The organism is Lysobacter sp. Soil_N_23, from assembly GCF_057656135.1.
The window spans coordinates 132,596-153,399 of sequence record NZ_JBDGKY010000005.1; the positions used below are offsets into that span (position 1 = coordinate 132,596).

Genomic DNA, 20,804 nt, shown 5'->3' on the forward strand with positions numbered 1-20,804 from the left:
ATCCATGAAACGTGTCCTGTTCGTCTGTATCGAAAACTCCAACCGCAGCCAGATGGCGGAAGCCTTTGCCCGGATCCACGGTGGTGAGGAAGTGGAAGCCCTTAGCGCAGGCTCAAAACCCTCGGGCCAGATCAACCCCAAGGCGATCCGCTTCATGTCCGAGCTTGGCTACGACCTGAGCGGGCACGCCTCCAAGTCGCTGGACGAGGTCGACGGCGAGTTCGATGCCGTCATCACCATGGGCTGCGGCGACGACTGCCCCTGGGTGCCGGCTACGCGCCGCGAGGACTGGGCCTTGCCCGATCCCAAACACATGGACGATGACGGCTATCGCGCCGTGCGCGACGAGATCTCGTTGCGGGTGAAGAACCTGCTGGCGCAATTGTGATGCAACCGACACTGCTGCAGAGGCTGACCGCGGAGTTCATCGGCACCGTGCTGCTGCTGGCGACGGTGGTGGGCTCGGGGATCATGGGCGTTGCCCTGTCGGCGGGCAACGATGGCATCGCGCTGCTGGCCAATGCCGCTGCCACGGCCGGGGCGCTGTATGTGTTGATCGTGTTGTTCGGTCCGATCTCCGGCGCGCACTTCAATCCGGTGGTCACGCTGGCGATGCGAGCCCGCGGCGAGCTGCGCAGCGACGTCGCCGCGGCCTACATCGTGGTGCAGGTTGTCGCGGCGATCGTTGGCGTGGTGCTCGCCCACGCCATGTTCGGGCTGGCGCTGATCCAGCCGGGTGACCACGTGCGCAGCGGACCTTCGCAGTGGCTCAGCGAGGCCGTTGCGACGTTCGGGCTGCTGCTGACGATCCTGCTCGGCATTCGCCATCGAGCGGCGGCAGTGCCGGCCCTGGTCGCCTGCTACATCTTTGCGGCGTACTGGTTCACCGCGAGCACGTCGTTCGCAAACCCGGCGGTCACACTGGCGCGGGCGCTGACCCGCACCTTCGCAGGGATCCGGCCCGACGACATCCTCGGCTTCGTCGCCGCGCAGCTGGTCGGGGCCCTGGCGGCACTGGCGGTCTCGCAGGTGCTGGTGCCCGTGGACAAGCACACGCGTCGTGCAGTGCCGGCGCCACTGGTGAAGTGGTGGTCGGCCCGTCGTCGTTGACGGGCCGACCCATTCGCTCAGAACCAGAGCCTGAGGCCCGCGACGAAGCGGGTGTCGCGCGCATCCTCGCCTTCGGCCCGCCGATAGTCCGCGGTGTCGCCGAAGGCGCGCTCATGGCTCACGCCGATGTAGGGCGCGAACTGTCGCGTGACCTCGTAGCGCAGGCGCAATCCGGTCTCGACCGTGCTCAGTCCCGATCCGATGCCGCGGCGGGGATCGTCCTTGCCGTACAGCTCGACTTCCAGCAGCGGTTGCAGGATCAGGCGGTTGGTCAGCAGCACGTCGTACTCGGCTTCGAAACTGGCGGCGCTGCGGCCGTCTTCGCCCAGGTACACGGTGGCCTCGATCTCGAACTTGTAGGGCGACATGCCCTGGACGCCGAACGCGGCCCAGGTCCGCGAATCGCCCGGCTTGAAGTCGTGCTTCACGCCGGCGACGAGATCCCACCACGGCGACACGCTGTGCCCGTACAGCAGCTCGACGTCGGCCGATTCGGTGTGGCCGCGTGCGCGTTCGCCCTCGCTGCGGAACCAGAGGCGATCGATGTCGCCACCGGCCCAGCCCTGCAGTTCCCAGGCTTCACCACTGCCGTGGTCGAGATCGACCGCTTCGAGCCGGTCGATCAACACGTAGTGGTTGATCCCGGCCCCATGCTCCATCGAATGGCTGAGATCGGGAAACGCCGCTGCGCGATCGGCGTCGGTCACCGGCGGGATGGGTTCGACCGGTGCGACGGGTTGACCGGATGCGTCGTGACCCATCGCAGCGTGATCGTGCACCGGCACCTGTGTCGGAGCGGAAGTCGCATGGCCTGCATGCGGGTCTTCGATCTTGGGCTCCGGCTGCGCGTGATGCGCGTGGTTCACGTTGTCCTGGGCCAGGGCCGGCGCTGCCACGGCAAGCGCGAGCGCGGCGGCAAGCATGGAGTGATGCAATGAAGGCAGCATGCTCATTCCTCCACCCGCACTTCGCGCATCATGCCCGCTTCCATGTGGTAGAGCAGGTGGCAGTGGTACGCCCACCGGCCGAGGGCATCGGCGCGAACGCGATAGCTGCGCTTCGTGCCTGGCGGCATGTCGATGGTGTGCTTGCGCAGGTGGAAGGCGCCGTGCCCGTCCTCCAGGTCGCTCCACAGGCCATGCAGGTGGATCGGGTGGGTCATCATGGTGTCGTTGACCAGCACGATCCGCATGCGCTCGCCGTAGTTCAGCCGCAACGGTTCGGCATCCATGAACTTCTTGCCATTGAACGACCAGGCGAACTTTTCCATGTGCCCTGTCAGGTGCAACTCGAGCGTGCGGCTGGGCTCGCGGCCATCGGGATCGTCGAACAGGCTCTTCATCGCGGCGTACGTGAGCACCGTGCGACCGTTGTCGCGTAGGCCGATGCCGGGATCGTCCAGTTTCGGCAGCGGCGACATGGTCTGCATGTCGACCAGCGGATTGCCGGTTTCGCTGGCCGGGTGTGACTGCATGCCGCCACCGGAGTGATCCATCCCCGGCATGTCATGGCCCGTGCTGTCATGAGCAGTGCTGTCATGACGCATGTTCGCGCCGCATCCGCCTTCCATGCCCTTCATGCCCATGTCGGCGCCACAGCCGCCTTCCATGCCCTTGCCCTGACCGCCGTGTCCACCATGTCCACCGTGACCCATGTCGGACATGGTCAGGATCGGTCGCGAATCCAGTGCCGGCAACGGCGCTTCCAGGCCTTGGCGCACCGCCAGGGTGCCGCGCGCATAGCCGGTGCGCCCCATGTCCTGGGCGAAGATCGCGTAGGCATCCTGGCCGCTGGGCTCGACGATGACGTCGAAGGTTTCGGCCACCGCGATGCGGAACTCGTCGACCGTGACCGGATGTATGTACTGGCCGTCGGCGGCCACCACCGTCATCTTCAGCCCCGGGATGCGCACATCGAAGTAGCTCATCGCCGAGCCGTTGATGAAGCGCAGCAGCACCTTCTCGCCGCCACGGAACAGCCCGGTCCAGTTGCCTGCCGGCGCTTGGCCGTTGAGCAGGTAGGTGTAGGTATTGGCGTTGATGTCCGACAGGTCGGTCGGTGTCATCCGCATCCGGCCCCACTCACCGCGGTCGCGGAGCGTGGCCGACAGGCCGTCGCGATCGGCATCGCGGAAAAAATCGCCGACCGTGCGCTTGTAGTGGTTGTCGTACTCCGACATCTTCTTCAGGCGCCGGAACAGCGCAGCAGGGTCCTGGTCGGTCCAGTCGGACAGCAGGATGACGTGCTCGCGGTCGTGCCGGTACGGCGCCGGTTCGCGCGGGTCGATGACGATCGCGCCGTACAGCCCGGCCTGTTCCTGGAACAGCGAGTGGCTGTGATACCAGTAGGTGCCCGACTGCCGGATGTCGAAGCGATAGGCGAACGTTTCGCCGGGATGGATACCGTCGAAGCTCAGGCCGGGCACGCCGTCCATGTTGGCCGGCAGCAGGATGCCGTGCCAATGCACGGAGCTGGCAACGTCGAGGCGGTTGGCCACGCGCAGCGTCACCGTGTCGCCTTCGCGCCAGCGCAGGATCGGTGCGGGCAACGAGCCGTTCACGGTGACCGCTGGCCGGACATGGCCGGTGAAGTTGACCGCCGCGGCGCCGATGGAAAGGTCGAACTGCGTGCCTGTCAGCACCTGCGGCGCAGTGGCGATGCCGGGGTTGGCCATCGCGGGCAGACGCCACAGGCCCAGGCCGGCGGCAACGCCACCGGCCGACAGGCCGGTGACGAAGCGGCGGCGGGATTGGCTCGGCGCCGAATCCGGGGCAGAGGGATCAAAGGACATCAGGGAAACTCCGTGTAGTGCGATCGAGTGCGAGAGCGAAGTGCCGACCGCAATGCGATCCCCGCAGGGCAGGGTCACGCCGGTGCAGCATCAACGCCATTGGAACGTCGGCACCAGCGGTGCCGGGCACTCAACCAATCGGAGGTCGTATCGGGTTTGCCAGCGCCGGTGCGACGTGGCTGGGGCTCAGTGCGCGAATCGCTGCCGCGTGCTCGATCACGGCGGGCAGGGCGGGCACATCGGCGAGGGTGGCCGTCGCGTACTGCAGGCAATCACACGCGCATTGCGAGGACTGGCAGCAGTCAGGCGCGGCCTGGCTGCCGTGGCTGTCGCCACAGGCAGCCGACGATGCCATCTCTGCCATCATGTGCATGGTCGATGCGGCGCTGCCCTCGTCAGGCTGCTCGTGGCAGGGCGGGGCAGTCCGCGTCGCGTCAACCGACGAAGCCTGCGTGGCTGCCACGTGCATCAGCTGCATCTGCGTGGACGCGACTGCGTAGCCGGATCCATTGAGGACCAGGCTGAGGCAGAGCAGCGCACGGAGCAGGAAGGCACGCAGGGACATGGGCCGCAGTTTAGCGCGGGCACGCGATGCATGCGACCACGCCGCTGCGGCACTTCATCTGCGGTCCACGATATGTCGGTGCGGGCCGGTCAGCCCTTGATCCGCACCGACACGCTGTCCGTGCCGGGACCTTCGACGAATACGCCCACGCGCTCGTTCAGCCGCTTGAGGACGAGGTGGACGTGGGTGGCGGCGATCGGCACGCGGCGCACCACGATCTCGTCGATGCCGATCGGCAACTGCGGGCGGTCGAGCAGGATCTCCGAGTGCGCCCCGTCGATCGTGATCCCCAGGCACGCCTGCACCAGCATGAACGCCGAGCCGGCCGCCCAGGCCTGCGGCAGGCAGGCCACGGGGTAGGCGACCGGGGCACTGCCGTGCGAGCGCGGGAAACCGCAGAACAACTCCGGCAGGCGCATGTTGAAATGCACCGCCGCCTCGAACGCACCGCGCAGCAGGCGCACGGCTCCCGAGCGCGGGCCGTAGGCGGCGATGCCGGCGGCGCAGAGGGCCGAATCGTGCGGCCACACCGAACCGTTGTGATACGACATCGGGTTGTAGTGCGCCTGGTCCTGGGCCAGCGTGCGGATGCCCCAGCCGCTGAAGAACGGCGCGTCGAGCAGTTGCGTCGTCACCGATGCCGCGCGCTCGCCGTTTGGCAGGCCGCTGTACAGCAGGTGTCCGGCATTGCTGGCGCGCACCGCGCACAACTCACCGGCGCCGTCGATGGCGATGCCATAGAAATTGCTGTCGGCCATCCAGAAGCGTCGCTCGACCTCGGCACGAAGTCGCTCGGCGCGTTGCACCCAGGCGTCGGCCTTGGCTTCGGCGCCGCGCATCCGTGCCATCGCGGCCATCGCGCGCAGCGCGGCAAATGCATAGCCCTGTACCTCGACCAGGGCGATCGGCCCTTGTGGCGAGCGACCATCGGCATGGAACACCGAATCGGAACTGTCCTTCCAGCCCTGGTTGGACAGGCCGCTGGCCTCGCCGCGCGCGTAGTCCAGGAAGCCGGCAGGATTGGCATCGCACACACGCTCGATCCATGCCGTGGCCGCTTCCAGCGCCGGCCAGATCGCTTCGATCAGGCTGCGGTCACCGGTGCGTTCGAGATAGGCCCCGGCCAGGCCGACGAACAAGGGCGTGGTGTCGACGCCGCCGTAGTAGCGGCCGAATGGCAACTCGCCCAGTGCCGACATCTCGCCCTTTCGGGTCTCGTGCATGATCTTGCCGGGCGAGGAGTCCATGAAGGACGACTCTTCCTGCGCCTGGTGACGGGCCAGGAACGTCAACACGCCGCACGCCAGTTGCGGATCCAGCCACAGCGTCTGCAGCGCGGTGATGACCGCATCGCGGCCGAACGGCGTGGAGAACCAGGGAATGCCGGCGTACGGATAGGGACCGGTGTCGAGCTCACTGGTCAGCATGGTCAGGTCGGCGCGCGACCGCTCCATCCAGTCATTGAACAGCGGGCCTTCGCTGCGGACCCGGGCACTGCGCCGGTTGCGAACGCGCATGCGCTTGCGGGCATGCGCGGCGGCGGCGCGGAAGCGGCTGCGGTCGGCCGGCGCCTGTTCGCTGCCCACCTCGACGAACATGACGCGTCGCGCGCCGGGCGCGAGCGCGACGACAAAGTTCGCCTCGCAGGCATCCACGCGGTCGGGCAGGTCGGAGAAGGTCACGCATGAGGTACGCAGCTGATCGTCGAGGCCGCGATAGCGGTAGACCTGGCCATGCTCGAGCACCTCCACCGGCAGCAGCTCGCCGCGACGCTGGCGCGTACTTCCGCGCACCTCGAACATGTCGGCGAAATCGGCGCCGACATCGAAGCACAGCGGAATGTGTGCCGGTTCGCTGCCGTAGTTGAGCAGCTTGAACCGCTCGTACATCCGGTCTTCGTGCAGAAAGCGCACACGCTTGATATAGACCAGCCCTTCACCGGTGGAGGTTCCGCCGAGCGGCGGCAGCAGCCGGTTGGTCATGTGGGCGACGAAGAAGACGTTGTCGCGCGTGACGTAGGAGCTCAGCAGCACCGGACTGGTGTCGCCAAGGCGCAGCCGGAACCGCGACAGCATCCGGGTGTCATTGTGGAAATGGCCGTCGGCGCCGCCCTCGATGTCGCCCTGTCGGTTGGCGACGACGAACGTTTCGCCCTCCTTGAGGACGTAGCCGGTGTTGAGCGAGGCCGCGGCAGAAGGGTCCATGCTCGTCCCTCAGCCGGTGCGACGATGCTGTGCGGCCTCACGCAACAGGCGCCAATAGAGCTCGATGTATCCCCGCGCCATCACCGCCGAGGTGAACCTGTGCCCGAAGCTGTCACGGATCGCGCGACGGTCGAGCGCGAGCAGGGCAGGCAGGGTCGCGATCGCCTCGCTTTCGGAGGAGACGATGAACCCGGAGACGCCAGGTTCGACGACTTCCGGGACCGATCCGCAGTTCCAGGCCAGCACCGGCGTGCCGCAGGCCATCGCCTCGATCATCACCAGACCGAACGGCTCGGGCCAGTCGATCGGAAAAAGCAGGGCGAGCGCGTCGCCCAGGAAGCGGTTCTTCTCGGCGTCGGAAATCTCGCCGATGTACTCGATGCCGGGAGAATCGAGCAGCGGTTCGATCTGCGCGTGGAAGTAGGCGCGGTCGACCGCATCGACCTTGGCGGCGATCCGAAGCGGCAGGCCCGCGGCGAGCGCGATGGCGATGGCGCGATCGACGCGCTTTTCCGGCGAGATCCTTCCCAGGAAGGCGAGGTATCCGCCCTGCGGACGCGCCGAGAAGTCGTACAGGCGCTCGGGCAATCCGTGGTGGATGGTGTCGACCCAGTTCAGGTCTTCCATCGAGCGGCGCTGGCTGTCGGATATCGACACCAGCGGAAACTGCGGCCAGCGGCCGTGGGCGTTCGCCAGGTCCTTGAGGTCGAGGCGACCGTGCAGCGTGGTCACGGTCTTTTCCGCACAGCGTTCGAAGAACGGGTAGTGCAGCAGGTCGACGTGGAAATGCAGCACGTCGAACTCGTCGGCGCGCCGGCGTACTTCGTGGAGCATCGAAAGGTGCGCGGCCAGGTCCGACTTCAGGGGCGCCGGGTCCAGTCGGATGGCCTGGTCGCGCATGGCCACCAGTTCGGCGCGAGTGCAGGTATCGGCCGAAGCGAACAACGTGACTTCATGACCCTCTTCGACGAGGGCATCGGTGAGGTGCGCAACCACCCGCTCGGTTCCGCCGTAGAGCAGGGGCGGCACGGCCTCGTAGAGGGGGGCGATCTGGGCGATGCGCATCGATTCAAATTACGCCGGCGCCGGTGTAGGCAGCGTGCTCCCCACGCCTTAACGGGGATCAGGGCGGCACGACGGAAGCCGCTCCGCGCGACGCCGGTTCTCCAGGTGCTGGAGCGAACCCGGCGCCGGCGTTGCCTAGAGCAATCCGTGCTCGCGCGCGTAGGTGTACAGGTCGATGTCGTTCTCGATGCGGAGCTTCGCCATCGCATCGACCTTCTGCCGGCTGACGGTCTTTACGCTGCGATTGAGTTGCCTGGCGATCTGCGACACGGTCAGGCCGGAGGCAAACAGGCGGAACACCTCGGATTCGCGAATCGACAGCCCGACCTTTCCGTCCGTGGCCTGGGTCGATTGCAGCGCCTGCTCCATGGCGGCGCCGAGGTAAGTGCGTCCCTGCGCCACGGCCTCCACTGCCAAGGGCAGTTCGCCGAGGGCTTCGGATTTGTTGACCAGTCCGCGGGCGCCGGTCGCCATGATCGAATGGAGCACGCCCGGATTGCTGACGATCGTCAGCACTACCACCGGCAGGTCGGGCCACTTGCGGTGGAGCATCCCCAGCAGGCTGAGGCCGTCCGACATGCGGCCGCCGGGCATGTTGAAGTCGGTGATGACCAGGTCACACGGCGTCGCATCGAGCACGCGGTGCAGTTCATCGGCCGTGGCCGCTTCGGCGACCACCTTCACTGTCTGGTGGTCGCGCTCCAGCAGGGTGCGGACGCCGCTACGGACGATCGGATGGTCGTCGGCCAAGACGATGCGCATGGTCGCCTCGGTTGGCTATGGGGTGCGCCCAAAAGGATAAGACATTTCCTCAGTGTTACAGCGCAAATTTGCAAATTGCGCTTGAGGCCTTGTCCAAATCCGGCAAATAGCTAAGCCGGTTCCTTCTCCAGGGTGACGCGCTTGATCTCTGCTTCGAGCAACTGCGGATGCAGCTGGAACTGGTCGCTCTCCAGCAGCTCGCGGCCGCGGCCGTGCACGACCACGCGCTCGAGCTGCAGCAGCGGGCCATCGCGGAACAGCTCGATATAGCTGTCGAGCACGCCGCTGAGCGTTCCCTGCGCGGTATCGGGCGCGGCGACGATCAGCTGCAGTCCGAGCGATCGCAGGTAATTGGTCGTGGCGCGCGCGTTCTGGGCGTCGATCTTGTCGCCGAACTCGTCGAGCATGATCACCCCCAGGCCGCCCTGCTGGCCCTCGGCCTTGCCGTAGGCCGCCGCCAGTGCCGCGCCGGCGATGACGTAGAGCGGCGCACGGTGCTCGCCGCCGGAGCCCGAGCGCATGCGCTCGCTGAGCGTGCCGATGACCGTTTCTTCCTGCTTGATGACGACCTCGAAGCTGAAGAAGCGACGGTAGTCGTCCAGTGGCGAGGGCGTGTTCGCGCCCTTGCTGCCGATCTTGTCCTCGATGATGTCGCGGAACGCGGCGGGGACTTCGCCGGCGCTGCCGAACAGGGTGTCGGTCTGGCCGACATCGGCCGCCTTGTTGATGAAGCGGTGGAGGTCGCGGAACTCGGGGGCGACGTCGTACTTGAACTGATAGCGCTCGTTGTTGGAGAAGGCAGGACTGCGCTGCAACGTGCGGTTGAGCGTGTTGATCTGGTGCCGCAACCGGGTGAAGTTGTCGTAGAGCGCCGAGGCGACGTTGGAGCGGAAGGTCTCCACCGCTGTCGAATAGGCCTCGTCGGCGGCGGCCTGGTGCTGGACCAGTTCGGTGCCCTTGAGGTGATCGATTTCCTTGTGCAGCAATGCGTTGGCCTGGCGCCATTGCCCCGGCTCCATGTCGAGCACCAGCCCATGGTCCTTGCCGTACTGGGCCAGTCCGCGCCAGGCCTCGGGCAGCAGGCCGTTGAGGATGCGATCGCTCTCGTCGGCGCGGCTCTGGCAGCGCTGCAGGCGGTCGGCGAGCTCGGTGATCTTGCCGTCGAGTTCCTCGCGCTGGTGCTCGACCAGGTTGGCGTCGACATCGGCATGCGAGAACGCCTCGCTGGCGCGGCGGGCGACGGCATCGCTTTGTTCGCCAAGCGCCAGCAGCGCGGCCTCGGCTTCGGCGCATTTGCCGGTGGCGACGGCTTCTTCGCCGACCAGGCGCTCGACCAGGGCCTCGAGTTCCTGCCGGCGGCGTTCGGATTCGTGCGCCTGTTCGCTCAGGCGGATCAGGTCGGGATCGCTGGCGGCGTCCTGGTTGTCCTTCAGGGCGCGGTAACGGGCGGCGGCCTGGCGGTGCTTGAGCAGCAGCTCGTGGGCGTCGCGGGCCATGTCCTCGGCGTTGCCGATGCGGGCCAGGCCGGTGGCGCTGGCATGCACCGGGCGCCATTGCGATTCCAGTTCGCCGATACGACGTTCGGCCGCGTCCAGTTCCTCGCGCAGCAGCTTCTGCCGCTCGCGGCTGCTGGAGGCGCCGATCTTCAGTTCGCTTGCGGCAGGCAGGCGCAGTCGCTCCACGCCGCCGCCCTTGGCGACCAGGCCGTCATTGCTCAGGCCATGGCGGCTGCGCACGACTTCGGCCTCGGTGGCGACACAGCGCAGGTCGCCGAGCTGCCGCCGCAGGTAGGCGAGGGCATCCTCGTTGTCGCCGGTCAGCAGGGACGAGACCTGGCCGGCTGCCGGCGTGGCATCGCCACGGGATTGGCGCGCATGGCTGCACAAGGCCAGCTTGACCCCGTACACCGAGCGCGCGCCCTGCAGCGAGCGGTACAGGCGCACGGCCTGCTCCTCGTGCTCGGGCGCGATCAGCAGCGCCTCGACATGGCTGCGCAGATAGCCTTCGATCGCGCGTTGCCAGGCAGGATCGCTTACCTGCACTAGGTCGCAAACCGGCCGCGCTTCGACGCCGGCATCGGCGAGGTAACTCATCATGCGGGCCACGTCCGGGCGCAGCTCGGATTGGCCGGCATTGAGGCGGGCAAGATTCTGGCGCGCGGTCAGCGCGCCCTGACGTGCCTGGTCGAGGGCATTGTGGCGTTCGCGCTCGTACGCGGTCACTGCCGCAATGATCGGCGCGGCGTGCTCGATGGCCTGGCGCAGCTCATCGTGCAGGGCTTCGGGCGAGACCAGGATGTCGGCATCGGCCACCAGCGCGGCGAGCTGGTCGTACAGCGCCTGCCACGGCGCGACGGCGCCCTTGAGCAGATGCGCGTCGACGCCGGGCAGGCCGAGTTTTCCCGCCGCCTGCAGCTGGTCGCGGACGAAGCCGGCGCTGCGCATGAGTTCCTTCTTCAGGCGCGCCAGTTCCTCCTGGTAGGGCGCGGCGAGCTGCTCGAACGATGCCTGCTCGTGGTAGCCACGCGTGCCCTGCAGGCGCTTGCCGGCCTCGTCCGCGGCCAGGCGCGCGTTCTCGCGGTCGCTGCGGGCCTGGGCGAGGGCGAGTCGCTTGCCGCGCAGCGTTTCGTGCGAGGTCGCCAGCGTCTGTTCGGCGGCATCGACGCGCTCGGAATGGAGGTCGCGCTGGTACTCGGCACCCAGGGCGCGGTAGGACGCGGCCCGCGTCGCCTGCTGGGAAACCTTCTTGTACTGCTGCTCGACCTGTTCGGCTTCGTCGATCCGGCGTGCGACCTGTTCGATCTTCTCCTTGATCAGGCGAAAGCCATCGAGCAGTGCGCGGAACTTGCCGATCTCGGTCGGGCGCTCCTCGGCCACCAGCGTGCGCACGAACAGGTCGACGTCACTGACCCGCTGCAGGTTGAGGGCGTTCTGGAATGCCTTGCGGTAGGCCACCGCGTCCAGTTGCGCGGCCGGGCCGGGGCGCAACCGGAACAGCAGGTCCTTCACGAAGCGGTCGCTGCTGCTGTGCAGCTCGGCCTTGCTGCCGGTGGCCTTGCAGCGCTGCGCGATCAGCTCGCGAAAGCGCGACCACTCCTGCGGCAGCTGCTCGCCCTTGACCACTTCCAGATGGTCGTCGAGCGAAAGCGCCACGCGCGGCAGCAGGTACAGGCCGTTGACGCGGTGATCGGGCTCGGCCGCCGACGCCGCCAGGGCGATGCCCGCGGTCAGCGTCTCGCCGCTGTCCTGGTCCTCGAACACCAGGCTCAGGTAGGTCGTGGCCGTTTCGCGGTCGCGGCCGTCGTCGCCGGAGCGGTACACGCCCAGGCAGTAGTCGCGGATGGTCCGGGCACGATGGCTGCCGCCGGCCTGGGCATTGAAGCGGATCTGGTTGCGGTCGCCGCCGAGCATGACGATCTGCAGGGCGTCCAGCAACGCGCTCTTGCCGGCGCCGTTGGGGGCGATGATCGCCGTGCTCAGGTCCAGCTCGAGCGTTTGCGCCTGGAACAGGAAGAACTGGACGAGATGGGCGCGCTTAAGCTGATACATCGTCGGGCTCCATGGAAAGCTCGTTGCTGGCCTGGCCGTCATCGTTGTTGATGGCCGCGACGTCGTGCGTATTGTGCTGGTCCAGGCGCTGCAACCACTGCGCGCCGACGATCTCGACGATCGCCGGCCGCACCAGGATGCGGAAGGGTTGCGGGTCACCCGGGTCGCATTCGGTAATCCGGCATACCGACCAGCGCTTGAGCGCGCGCAACTGGCTGCGCAGCGCGCCGGTCTCGGGCAGCTCGCGGCCGGTCAGCGACTGGTAGGCCTCCTGCAGCTCCGGCAGTTCCACCAGCACGTCGCCGTGGTCTTCCACCTGTCCCTGCCGCATCGCCTCGTCGTAGCGCTGGCGCAGCACCAGGATCAGCAGCGTCTCGTCCAGGCTCACTGCCGTGCCTTCGCCGTGCGCGGGCAGGGCGGTGACATAGCGGAAGTGTGCATTGCGCTCCAGGCGGATGCCCAAGGGTTCCAACGCGGCGGCGAAATCGGCCAGGTAGGTTTCCACCAGGTGGTAGGCGTTGCGCGACTTGCGGTCGGCGCTGTAGAGCACCTGCTCGGTGACCAGCCGGTAGGCCGTGCGTTCGAAATCCTGCGCGGTGTACATGCCGCCGGAGAGTTGGCTCAACGTGGCCCATGAGCGTTTCATGCGGCGTCCTTCAAGTGGATGTCCTTGTGCGATGCAGGACGAAGCGCGGCGACTCCAGGAAGGCGTTGGCGGTCTGCTCGCCATCGCGCAGCTGGATGCGGAATCCGCGCAGCATCCGGTGGATCGGGTCGTCGCGGCGCAGGCCGCCCTGGCGGCGGCTGCGCAGCGCGAGCGTGATCAAGGTCTGGTAGGCGCGGAAATCCTCGATGCTGGCGATCTCCATGGCCTCCGAATCGACGCTGTCGGTCGCACCGAAGTGACGATCGACGTAGTGCAGCAGGTCCTCGGGCTTGACCAGGCGCGCGCGCGTCATCTGCCGCAGCAGGTTCAGCCGCGCCAGCTGTTCGGGCGTGGGTTCGCGGCTGGTGTTGGCCGTGCGCGGGATAGGCCTGGGCCGCTGCTGTGGCGCTCGCAGGCGCTGCTCGTCCATCAGCGGCCCGGGCGCAACCGGCAGGCGCAGTGCCTCCTGCGGCGCCGCGAGCACGCCGCGGCAGGCGCGCCGCAGCAATACGTCGAGCTTGTCCGGCGCGCGCAGGCGGTAGTCGAGGAAGGCCAGTGCGCGGCGGTTGGCCTGGCGGATGTCGTCATCAAGGCGGGCCAGGTATTCGTCGATGCGATCGATCTCGTACAGACGGCGCAGGCTGCGTTGCAGGCGCTGCTCGGCACGGACGAGATCGCCGCCCGTCGCGCGCTCGGTGTACCACGCGATGAGCTGCCCGCGAATGTCGGACTGCTCGATGTCGCGGACCATGGTCAGGATCGCGGTGCGACGGGCGAGGGGATGGTCGGCGTTGTGCAGCTGTGCGTAGTCGCCGACGAACAGCTCGCCGACATAGCGCTCGAACAACTGGCGTGCGAACTGGGCGGTGCTCTCGGCCTTGATCAGTTCCGGCATCAGATCGCGGACCTGCACGCTGATCGCCGAGACATAGGACAGCAGCTGCCGCGACTGCTCGGCGGCTTCATCGAGACTGTCGCCGCCGGCATTGCCGGCCACGACCTGCTGCAGCTGCAGCTCGATCGAGCGCACCTTGGCGCCGAAGAAGGCCGGTCCGCGCTCGGCGAAATCCATCAGGGTCGCCAGCAGCTGCGCCACCGCATGGGTCATCGACACCATTTCGCGGGCACCAACGCGTTCCTGGCGCAGCCAGCCGGCGGCGCGGAAGCGCTCGTGGATCGCATTGGCGCGCATGGCCAGCGGTGCGTCGGGCGCCGCGCCGTCGTCCTCCCACGGGTCGTCGGTCAGCAGGTAGCGCTCGATGGCCGAGGTGATCTCGCGACGCGGGAAGCCGACACTGGGCGGCATCGGTGCGTCGGGACCGAAGAACTCGGCGAACAGCTGGCACAGCAGCCGCCAGTAGTGGAGCCGGTTGGAAGAGGCGAGGGGTCCGAAGAGACCGTCGGGAACAACAGCAAACAGCGGCGGTGCCGGCGAACTGTACTCAGTCAAAAAACGCTCCGATGCCGGTCCTGGTTGCTCTAGCTGGGTCCTTGCGCCGGGCGGCCGCCTGCAGGGCGGGCGCCCACGCGCAGGGAAATGTATCCCGGCAAGGGATATGTGGGAATCGGAATGCCGTCCTGGCAGATGTATTACCTGCGATGTGCGATGTAAGTTATTGATATTGCGTAACCTGGGGCGGCACTCCGGGCGCATCCCTCACGTCACCGTTATCGATGCGCGCCAAGACTCCCAGCCGGTGCGCCCGGATCGAGGGCGCCGGGAATCGCTGACGCCGATGGCAGACGCCACGCTCTTCTTCAGCCTTTTCACGACCCTGCTGGCGATCATCAACCCGCTGGAAGCCATCCCGGTGTTCCTCAGCCTGATGGATGGCAAGGGCGATGACGAGCGTCGGGCCACCGCGCGCAAGGCGTGCATCAACGTCCTGCTGCTGTGCCTGTTCTTCCTGGTATTCGGCAACGTCCTGCTGCGTCTGTTCGGGGTGCCGTTGAGCATGGTGCGCGTGGTCGGCGGCGTGATCCTGATGCGGATCGGCTTCGATCTGTTCTCGCCCAGCCCGAACAGCATGCTGTCGGGCGGGAAGGGCAACGGTGGCGATGTCTCCTTCATTCCCCTGGCCATGCCGATCATGTTCGGGCCCGGCGTGATCGCCACGGTGATCGGCTTGACCTCGCTGGTGCGCAAGTCCGACCACCTGGTCGTCTCGTTCGCCGTCGTGGTCGCCGCGATCGCCGCGGCCGTGCTGTGCACCTATGTGTCGTTGATCTACGCGAAGAAGATCCTGAGCAGGATCGGCCCGCAGGGCGTCGATGCGGCGACGAGGATCGTGGGCTTCTTCGTGTCGGCCATGGGGGGCGGCCTGATATTCCACGGCACGGTGGAGTTCCTTCAGTCCTACGGCGTCCTGCTTGGCGGACCGTCCGCGAGCTGACCGGCTCGGGTGGCCTGTTCGAACACCGTACGACGTACGCGGCTGATAGCGCTCTCAGGAATCGGGGGATGGGCGCGAAGCGCAACGGGGCTGGTTACGGATGAAACTTTCTCGAGCACGTCGGGCGAGCGGTTGCTGTTCCGAGTCTGGCGAATTCATAGCCAAATTTTGCTGCACTGCACGGTGACATGTATGGAAACTTAATGTTTAGTCTCGGCCCAGATGATAGCGCTATCACTTTTGCCCGCCGCAGCGGGTACCTGGAGGTCCACCGAAACGCCACCGACCCACGCGGACTGGAATCGAAACTAGAAATGCCAAGCCAACAGCGTTGCTGCACGGGCGTCGATTGACGCTCGTTCCGGAGTAGCAGGCACGGGCCTGCAGGCGCCCTTCAAGGGCAATACATCCATCGATCGAAGTTGAGGGGGTAAGACCATATGAGTCGGTTTCGGTGCCACGTTCTGTGGGCGTCCTTGGTGCAGGCGACAGCTGGGCGTCGTGCCGTGGATACGGCAACAAGTGGTTCCCCTTCTGGGAGGACTTCGCAATGAGCCAGATGTCAAAGCGGTTCAAGAAGCGCTTCAAGTCCACCGCGATGTTCACCTTCGTCGGTGGCGTGCTGGTCATCAATCCTGCCTATGCGCAGGACGCCGCCGCAGCGGCCGCCACGCCGACCACTACCGCGCAGACCACGACTGCACAGACGACAGCGGCCCAGGCCACGACCGCGCAGTCGTCGTCGGACGAGGCCACGACGCTGGACACGGTCACGGTCACCGGCATGCGCAACAGCCTCAACCAGTCCATGGAGATCAGGCGCAATTCGGCCGGTATCGTCGATGCGATCAGCGCCGAGGACCTGGGCAAGTTCCCTGACACCAACCTTGCCGAGTCGTTGCAGCGCATCACCGGCATCTCGATCGAACGACGCGACGGCGAAGGTGCGCAGGTCACCGCGCGCGGCTTCGGCCCGCAGTTCAACATGGTCACCCTCAACGGTCGCACCATTCCGGGTGCGGACGCATTCGGCGCGCCCGGCCAGGTGCCGATCGGCGGCGTGGACGGCGGCACGCGCGCGTTCAACTTCGCGCAGCTGGCGTCGGAGGCGATCTCCACGCTGCAGGTCTACAAGACCGGACAGGCCAACGTCCCCAGCGGCGGCATCGGTGCGACCATCGACATCGAGACCGACCGTCCGTTCAACCACCAGGGTCTTGTCGCCACTGCCGGCGCCAAGGGCGTGTACGACGACTCCCAGCCTTTCGACACCGACATCACGCCGGAAGTGTCCGGCATCTTCAGCTACACCAACGACGACAAGACCTGGGGCGTCGGGCTCTCGGCGAGCTACCAGAAGCGCCACGGCGGTTCGGTGCAGGCCACCGAAAACGCATGGAACATGCAGCGCTGGACCGGCACCGACCCGTCCCTGCGTCCGGACGCGGTGGTGACCAATGCGCCGGCGATCGGCCAGCTGTACGGCATGCCGAACGATCTGCGCTATGCGTTCGCCGACTTCGAGCGCGAGCGCATCAATGGCCAGGCCGTGCTGCAGTTCGCGCCCACCGATGCGTTGACGTTTACCCTGGACTACACCTACTCGACCAACGAGATCACCGAAGACCGCGCCGAGCAGACCATCTGGCTGCAGCGCGCCAACAGCTTCACCGACCTCACGTTCGACACCGGCCAGGCAGTGGCCACGCCAACCTTCATCCGCGACATCGTCGGCACCAAGGACTTCGGTTACGAGCAGCAGCACCAGGAGCAGGAGTACAAGCTCGATTCGCTGGGCTTCAACGCCGCCTGGGACGTCACAGATCGCTTCCGCCTGACCTTCGACGCCCACAACACGACCTCCGAGAGCCGACCCAACGATCCGGTCACCGGCGGTGGCTCGACCTTCTTCAGTATTGCCGGCACCAACAACTGCACGGTCGGTCCTTACTGCGGCGGCAACTTCGCTCAGGAGCTTTCCTTCAACAGCGGCCTGCCGATCGGCTCGTTCACCTGGTTCCCGACCTCGGCTGACGCCATCGCCGGCACCAATGGGACCGTGAACCCGGCCTTCCCGAGCGAACAGATCGGCTCGCAGGTGCTGCGCATCAACTACCAGCGCCAGGAGACCGAGATCAAGCAGGGCCGCATCGACGGCGAGTACGTGTTCGACGACGGCCGCTTCCAGTTCGGCGTCGATTCGTCGCAAACGACGATGACGCGCAAGCAGGCCACCGAGGCCTACTCGACGCTGGGCGACTGGGGCGTGGCCAATACCGGCAACGAACCGGGCCTGGCCGAGCTGATCCGCCCGATCGACATCGTCGGCATGTTCGACGACTACAGCGCTCCCGGTGCGGCCCACGGCGCATGGCTGGGAAGTGCCACGGCCGGTGCATTGTGGGCGGGCGACTTCTACGGTGCCACCACCCGCTACAACCCGCAGCTGGCCGCCGACAACCGCGTGAAGGAAGACACCGACGCGGTGTACGGCCAGATCGACCTGGAGGGCACGCTGGGCGGATACCCGACCCACACCCGCATCGGCGTGCGCTACGAGAAGACGTACCTGACCTCGACCTCGCAGGTTGCCCTGCCCAGTGCCATCCAGTGGCAGGCCAACAACGACTTCCGCATCCTGCGCGGCGACGAACAGGTGCCCTTCAGCGAGACGCACAGCTACGACTTCGTCCTGCCGAACCTCGACTTCGCCCTCGACCTCACCGATGAGATCAAGGCCCGCGCATCGTTCAGCAAGACCATCGCGCGCGCGCCTTACGGCAATCTCTATTCGGGCCCGACGCCGAACCAGCCGACCGGTTCGATCCTGATCAACCCGTCCACCCGCGCCAACGGCGACGCTCAGAACCCGATGCTGGATCCGCTGGAATCGGACAACCTCGACCTTGCGGTGGAGTGGTACTTCGCCGACGCCAGCTTCATCTCGGTGACTTTCTGGAACAAGGACGTGAAGAACTTCATCGGCACCTCGGTGGTGCGCGAGCCGCTGTACGGTCTGACCGACCCGACCTCCGGCCCGGATGCGCAGGCCGCACTGGCCTTCCTGCAGAGCACGACGTGCAGCGACCAGGTCAACGCCGCCGGCAACGACGTCGCCCAGGCCTGTTCGGCCAACGACACCGCGTTGTTCGCCGCGCTGGCGATGCTGCGCAACCCCGAGACCGGCGGCCTGGCTGCCTACGACGGCAGCTCGGCGCAGTCGCTGGCGATGGAAAACACCTACGACCTGGTGGGCGAGGCCGACGATCCGCTGTATGAGTTCGACGTCAACCGTCCGGTCAACCAGAACGACGCCAACCTGCATGGCTGGGAAATGGGTGGCCAGTACTTCTTCGGCGAGTCCGGCTTCGGCGTGTACGCCAACTACACCCTGGTGCAAGGCGACGTCGCCTTCGACAACACGGTGATCGAGCGCGACCAGTTCGCCCTGCTGGGACTGAGCGACACGGCCAACGTGATGCTGATGTACGAGAAGTACGGCTGGTCGGTGCGCCTGGCCTGGAACTGGCGTGACGAGTACCTGATCCTGGCGAACCAGAACGGTTCCAACCGCAACCCCTACTACGTCGAGGAATACGACCAGTGGGACATGAACGTGGGCTACGACTTCAACGATCACTGGTCCGCCAGCTTCGAGGCGATCAACCTGACCGGTGAGGACGTGCGCTGGCACGGCCGCTCCGACAAGCAGATCATCAAGCTGCTCGATCAGAGCCCACGCTACATGCTGGGGGTGCGCTACAAGTTCTGAGGACCCTCCCAGGGTATTGAACCAGGGCAGGGCCGCTGCGCGAGCAGCTGTCCTGCCCGTTTTTTTGCGCTTCAACATCAATGTGATCCGCGGGTGTCCGGGGGGCTTTCCTTCTTCGCCCGGCAAGCGCATAACATCGTGCAAACCCGTCCTCGTTCCGGCCATGCCCCAATACGAACTGCTCAACAACATCAAGCACAAGGACCTGCGGGTCATCACCCGCTTCGGTCGCGAGTTCGGCGACGATATCGGGGTCGTGGCGGCCTTTCCGACGGAGTTCGCGGAGCTCCAGCGCGAGTACCCGATCTTCTTCCGCAAGGACCCGGAAGGGGACGCATGGCAGGCGGTGGCGTTGCTGGGTTTCGATCGCAACGAGAACCTGTTCCTGCACGAAGGACGCTGGAATGCCGCCTACCTGCCGGGCGTCGTCGCCAAGGGGCCGTTCCTTATCGGCTTCCAGGAGCAGCGCATCGAGGGTGAACTGCGCCACGAGGCGGTCATCCACGTCGACATGCAGCATCCCCGCATCAGTTTCGCCGAGGGTGAACCGGTGTTCCTGGCGCACGGCGGCAACAGCCCTTACCTCGAACATGTGTCCACCGTGCTTCGCGGCATCCGCGACGGCGTGGATGCGGGCAAGGCGATGTTCGCCGCGTTCGATGCGCTGGGGCTGATCCAGCCATTGAAGCTCAGCCTGCAGCTGGACGAAGAGCACCGCGTCAGCCTGGCCGGCCTGCACGGCATCGATCGCGAGCGCCTGGCGGCGCTGGACGCCCGCTCGCTGCACCAGTTGCACCTCGCCGGCTACCTGGAAGGGGCGTTCCTGGTGCAATCCTCGGTGCACAACCTGCGCCGGCTGATGGCCGAGAAGCAGCGTCGCCTGCGCCTGGCGGCGGAGGCGCAGTGATGGGCGCGGCCGTCGACGTGGCGGCCCGGATCCGCGTCATCGACTGCGCAGGCTCCGCCTCGCCGCCGATCGAGGAACTGCTCGCTTCCGGGCAACCGGCCGTGCTGCGCGGCCTGGCCTGCGACTGGGGACTGGTGCAGGCGGCGTCGCGCTCGATGCACGAGGCCATGGAATATCTGCGTGGGTTCTACAACGGCCAACCGGTGACCTACTCCTGGGGCGGGCCGGAGGTGGCGGGACGACCGTTCTACAACGCCGACTTCACCGACTTGAACTGCGAGGTGCGGCGCGGCGACCTGGGGCAGGTGCTCGACGAGATCGCCGCCCATGCCGACGATTCGCAACCGCCGACCTATTACGTCGCCTCGTTGCTGGTCGACAGCCGCTTGCCCGGCATGCGCGCCGACAATGACCTGGACCTGGCGGCCCAGGGCATCGAGGCGCCGCCGAGCATCTGGATCGGCAATCGCGTCACCGCGTCGTGCCATTACGACGCCCTCAACAACATCGCCTGCTGCGCTGGCGGCCGCCGCCGTTTCACCCTGTTTCCGCCCGCGCAGATCGACAACCTCTATCCAGGCCCGCTGGAACCCACTCCCGGTGGTCAGGCGGTCAGCGTGGTCGATTTCGCCGCGCCGGATTTCCAGCGCTATCCGCGCTTCCGTGACGCGCTCGCGGCCGGGCAAAGCGCGGTACTCGAGGCCGGCGATGCGATCTTCATTCCGAGCCTGTGGTGGCATCACGTGCAGGGGCTGGAGCCGTTCAACGTGCTGGTGAACTACTGGTGGAGCAGCGTTTCCGCCCATGTTCCAACGCCCATGCACGCGCTGTATCACGCGCTGTGGACCATTCGCGACCGGCCCCGGCGTGAGAAGGAGGCATGGCGCGAGATCTTCGACTACTACGTCTTCGGTCCGGCAGATCGCGCCGGCGAGCATCTGCCGGAAGCGGCACGCCAGGTCCTTGGCAGCATCGATGAAACGCTGGCGCGGCAGCTTCGGGCGATGCTGATCGCAAAACTCAACCGTTGAGCCGGCGCGC

14 protein-coding genes and 1 pseudogene are annotated in these 20,804 nt (G+C 66.6%); 6 read left to right on the top strand and 9 right to left on the bottom strand.

Translation table 11 applies throughout. The annotated features are described in order from the left end of the window. The first annotated feature begins 4 nt into the window (after nt 1-4). Both AC3A3X_RS05965 and AC3A3X_RS05970 read left to right on the top strand, forming a co-directional pair. A complete protein-coding gene (locus AC3A3X_RS05965) occupies nt 5-388 on the top strand; it encodes an arsenate reductase ArsC (protein ID WP_487582115.1) in 384 nt (127 codons plus the stop codon). Then, nucleotides 388-1,110 carry an aquaporin gene (locus tag AC3A3X_RS05970; protein WP_487582116.1) on the top strand — a complete coding sequence of 241 codons (723 nt, stop codon included), beginning with the start codon at nt 388-390 and terminating at the stop codon, nt 1,108-1,110. The genes AC3A3X_RS05965 and AC3A3X_RS05970 overlap by 1 nt, the downstream gene beginning before the upstream one ends. A gap of 17 nt (nt 1,111-1,127) precedes the next feature. On the opposite strand, the gene AC3A3X_RS05975 is transcribed toward AC3A3X_RS05970, so the two are convergent. From AC3A3X_RS05975 to AC3A3X_RS06015, 9 genes are all read right to left on the bottom strand, one after another. Then, a complete protein-coding gene (locus tag AC3A3X_RS05975) occupies nt 1,128-2,057 on the bottom strand; it encodes a copper resistance protein B (RefSeq protein ID WP_487582117.1) in 930 nt (309 codons plus the stop codon). Between the two features lie 2 nt (nt 2,058-2,059). Further along, nucleotides 2,060-3,901 (bottom strand): copper resistance system multicopper oxidase, encoded by a 1,842-nt coding sequence (locus tag AC3A3X_RS05980; RefSeq protein ID WP_487582118.1) that lies wholly within the window; start codon nt 3,899-3,901, stop codon nt 2,060-2,062. 130 nt (nt 3,902-4,031) lie between these two features. Continuing rightward, on the bottom strand, nt 4,032-4,466 hold the full coding sequence (locus AC3A3X_RS05985; RefSeq protein WP_487582119.1) for a CopL family metal-binding regulatory protein: 435 nt from the start codon (nt 4,464-4,466) through the stop codon (nt 4,032-4,034). A gap of 89 nt (nt 4,467-4,555) precedes the next feature. Next, nucleotides 4,556-6,670, bottom strand: coding sequence for an amylo-alpha-1,6-glucosidase (locus tag AC3A3X_RS05990; protein ID WP_487582120.1), 2,115 nt, complete (start codon nt 6,668-6,670; stop codon nt 4,556-4,558). A 9-nt stretch (nt 6,671-6,679) separates the two neighbouring features. Then, nucleotides 6,680-7,735, bottom strand: a complete 1,056-nt coding sequence (locus tag AC3A3X_RS05995) for a glycosyltransferase family 4 protein (protein ID WP_487582121.1) — start codon at nt 7,733-7,735, stop codon at nt 6,680-6,682. A 135-nt stretch (nt 7,736-7,870) separates the two neighbouring features. Beyond that, on the bottom strand, nt 7,871-8,497 hold the full coding sequence (locus AC3A3X_RS06000; protein ID WP_487582122.1) for a response regulator: 627 nt from the start codon (nt 8,495-8,497) through the stop codon (nt 7,871-7,873). Nucleotides 8,498-8,607: 110 nt separating this feature from the next. Then, nucleotides 8,608-12,045, bottom strand: a complete 3,438-nt coding sequence (locus AC3A3X_RS06005) for an SbcC/MukB-like Walker B domain-containing protein (RefSeq protein ID WP_487582123.1) — start codon at nt 12,043-12,045, stop codon at nt 8,608-8,610. Beyond that, on the bottom strand, nt 12,032-12,691 hold the full coding sequence (locus tag AC3A3X_RS06010) for a DUF4194 domain-containing protein (protein ID WP_487582124.1): 660 nt from the start codon (nt 12,689-12,691) through the stop codon (nt 12,032-12,034). The genes AC3A3X_RS06005 and AC3A3X_RS06010 overlap by 14 nt, the downstream gene beginning before the upstream one ends. A 10-nt stretch (nt 12,692-12,701) precedes the next feature. Further along, entirely contained in the window at nt 12,702-14,141 is a 1,440-nt protein-coding gene (locus tag AC3A3X_RS06015; protein WP_487582125.1) for a Wadjet anti-phage system protein JetA family protein, read from the bottom strand. A 286-nt stretch (nt 14,142-14,427) separates the two neighbouring features. Between AC3A3X_RS06015 and AC3A3X_RS06020 the strand changes: the two genes are divergently transcribed. The 4 genes and pseudogenes from AC3A3X_RS06020 (at nt 14,428) to AC3A3X_RS06035 (ending at nt 20,794) form a co-directional block, all read left to right on the top strand. After that, nucleotides 14,428-15,084, top strand: coding sequence for a MarC family protein (locus AC3A3X_RS06020; protein ID WP_487582126.1), 657 nt, complete (start codon nt 14,428-14,430; stop codon nt 15,082-15,084). A gap of 577 nt (nt 15,085-15,661) precedes the next feature. Continuing rightward, nucleotides 15,662-18,856, top strand: a pseudogene (locus tag AC3A3X_RS06025) (TonB-dependent receptor); the annotation flags it as partial. A 163-nt stretch (nt 18,857-19,019) separates the two neighbouring features. Continuing rightward, on the top strand, nt 19,020-19,763 hold the full coding sequence (locus tag AC3A3X_RS06030; RefSeq protein WP_487582127.1) for a SapC family protein: 744 nt from the start codon (nt 19,020-19,022) through the stop codon (nt 19,761-19,763). After that, nucleotides 19,763-20,794 carry a cupin-like domain-containing protein gene (locus AC3A3X_RS06035; RefSeq protein ID WP_487582128.1) on the top strand — a complete coding sequence of 344 codons (1,032 nt, stop codon included), beginning with the start codon at nt 19,763-19,765 and terminating at the stop codon, nt 20,792-20,794. Before AC3A3X_RS06030 ends, AC3A3X_RS06035 begins: the two co-directional genes overlap by 1 nt. Nucleotides 20,795-20,804 lie beyond the last annotated feature (10 nt).